This is a genomic window from Nostoc sp. NZL (assembly GCF_015714705.1).
GTDB lineage: Bacteria > Cyanobacteriota > Cyanobacteriia > Cyanobacteriales > Nostocaceae > Nostoc > Nostoc foliaceum_A.
Genome location: NZ_WBKL01000149.1, coordinates 1 through 2971, shown reverse-complemented (window position 1 = coordinate 2971; position 2971 = coordinate 1). Strand labels below are relative to the sequence as shown.

Annotated in this window: 1 protein-coding gene; it reads left to right on the top strand. The window is 45.3% G+C overall.

All coding sequences use genetic code 11. From position 1 onward, the window contains the following. On the top strand, positions 1–2889 hold a 2889-nt coding region (locus tag F8R90_RS20935), incomplete at its 5' end, for a DUF2157 domain-containing protein (RefSeq protein ID WP_196512287.1). Positions 2890–2971 lie beyond the last annotated feature (82 nt).

Here is a 2971-nt window from a genome sequence, read left to right as displayed (position 1 = left end):
CCCTCATCTCCCTCATCCTCCCCATCTCCCCCATCCCCCTCATCCCTCTTACTCTGGGAAAAACTCGGTGGAATTCTTCTCTTCTTAGGTTGGCTGGTTTCGGTAGCAAATTATCCTTGGCAAGCAATAGCTGTAAGTGGTTTGGGTTTGTGGTTTGTGGGAAGTCGCTTGCAGCGGTACAGTTTAAAGGCTGACTTCGCGGCTGTTTTTGTCATCGGCTTACAGACGATTTGGCTAGGTTGGCGATTAGTACCTGATAGCTTCCAGAAATTAGCGATCGCAACTGGCACCCAACTCACCAATTCTCAAAATGAACCTTGGGCATTGCTGAGTATAGCTTTATTTCCCTACGTAATTTTGATGGTGGCGCTCACAGATAGCCTGCATCGCACCGAAAAGCGAGAATTGGCTAAATTTGGTGAACTTCTCACCCTCTTATTTGGAACTTTTTTAACAACGATCGCTATAGTCAATCCCACATTGCGATCGCTAAATTTGCTATTTTCCACCATCACTCTGGCATTCGTCACTCAACGCCGCTCCTCCTCTCTTCCGCTGGTATATCTAACTCACATCATGGGAGTGCTGACATTTTGCTCTACCATTAATTGGCTGGAACCAACCCTAAGTCAACAAGTCTGGGCAAGTATTTTATTAGCTCTGATGGTTGCAGAATGGCGATTTAGCGTCAAAGAAGGACTATGGCAACGTAGTGCATGGGATATCGGTTTAGGACTAGCCGCCGCTAGTTTTTTCCTATTGTGGATGAATGCAGAATCATCTTGGTATGGCATAGCTGATAGCCAAGCTTATTGGGGAGCCTTATGGCTAGTTACGCCTATAGCTCTCACGGGTGTTGCCAATTGCACAACTACAGAACGTCGGACTACTACCCGTTACTTGAGTGTCTTGACTGTAGGAGTTGCTCAGTTACTTACTTTACAGCTACCAGAAACCAGATTAATCGGTTTGGCTGTGGGTACGGGATTGATGTTCGCCAATACGCGCTATTTGCGAAACCAAATATCTGCGGTAATTACAGAAGGATTTCTTTTGAGTTTCATTGTGGCGCTGCTATGGGTAGGTGTACCTGGCTTACCTCGCCTCTCGCTAGCAGGTTGGTTTGTCGTAGGAGCGATCGCAACCCTAAGTCTATGGTTAGCGCGGACAGTTTTGAGCCAACGCAGTAACGAATTAGCAGTTATATATGCAGCCGCCAGCGATAAATGGGCGATCGCATTGTGTGGTTTTGAGTTGTTGGGTTTGACGCTGCACTCAGTACTGATTTACTCAGGGTTTATTACTTCTGGATTTTTATACTTAGCTGCCACTAAAATTACCTTGGTAGCCATTGTTTATCGCAGTTGGCGCGAACCGACAAATTGGGCATTTTATGGCATCGGTTGGTGTTTAGAATTGTTGATTGCCCAAGGGCTGGGATTTGGGGAACACTCAACTGTTAAGATAGCGATCGCAAATATCGCTTTAGGTTTAATCGCTCAACTTGTCGGCGAGTGGTGGCGACGACGACATCAGTTAGAAAGGCTTCCTAGCAGTTTTCATATTTTGCCATTAATTTATGGTGCCTTTAGTGTATTACTGCGTGTGAACACTTTCACCGAGTGGACTGGTTTGTATTCCTTGGGTGTAGCTTTAATTATTATTGGCGTAGGGCGACGGCGCGAGAGCTTTAAACCCCTGCTGTACTTAGGAATAATTGGCGTATCAATTTCTGCCTATGAACTTTTGTTCTATCAAATGTTACAAGTTTCAGGAGGAGCATTAGGTGATGGATTGATTGCCATGTCTGCCCTTGGTGCCAGTATTATGTATGCTTACCGTATCCTGTCGCCTTGGCTGGTAAGCTACTTACGCCTGACTCCTCAAGAACTGAAAGGAATTGCCCATATTCATTGGGCTTGGAGTAGCTGCTTATTAATGGCTGCCATTCCTCTTCCCATTGGAGTTAACCGTTTAGTGGGATTGGCAACTGGGGTATTTTTAATTCGCTATGCCATCTTTCAGGGACGAAATTCGCGCACTTCCCCCAGCATCTTCGGAGGAATCACAATAGCCGAAATGTGGGTTTATCTCGGCTTATTAGAGGTAGCCGGGATGAGGGTTTATTGGCGCGAGACAGCAGTGGGACAATTTTGGGCGGGGCCGTTAGTTCCTTGGAACGGTGCGATCGCCTGTGTGGTAGCCTATTTTCTGTACATTCTACCTTGGGAAAATTGGGGTTGGTCTAAAAGACCTTGGCAGCAAGCCGCCTACATCATTCCATTGATAATTCTATGGGAAACCAGACTGCAAACTTACCCCATTACCTTGGTACTCGCAGCTGGATTCTACATCTTTCTCGCAAAGGTGGGTGAAAACATCCGTTTTACCTATGTCAGTGTGGCGTTGATTGATTGGGCACTTTTCCGATGGTTTGATTCCTTACGCCTGACTGATGTTTTATGGTATGTAACGCCAATTGGGTTATCACTGCTTTATATTGCTCAAGTAGATACCCAACTGAGGTTACCAGAGTACAAAGCAGCTCGCCATATTCTGAGAGTACTAAGTAGTGGTTTAATTTGTGGATGGGCAATTTTATTTAATCAAGATACAGCCTGGATACCGGGAATTTTCAGCCTCATCGCCATCTTTGCCGGATTAGCTTTGCGAGTGCGGGCTTTTCTCTACATTGGTACAGCTACTTTTTTAATCACTACAATCTATCAATCGGTAATTTTCAGCTTGCAGTACTCCTTTTTAAAATGGATTGTTGGCTTGCTAGTTGGCATCCTGCTGATTTACATCGCCGCAAACTTTGAAACCCGTCGCGCTCAAATAACTTCCTTAATTCGTAGCGCCATTGATGAATTTCAATCATGGGAATAGGGGGATAAAAAACAATACAGTTCAGTTAAGGGACTTCCAAATAAAAAATATACCATCGCTATAGAGGCAGGGGGCAGGGGGC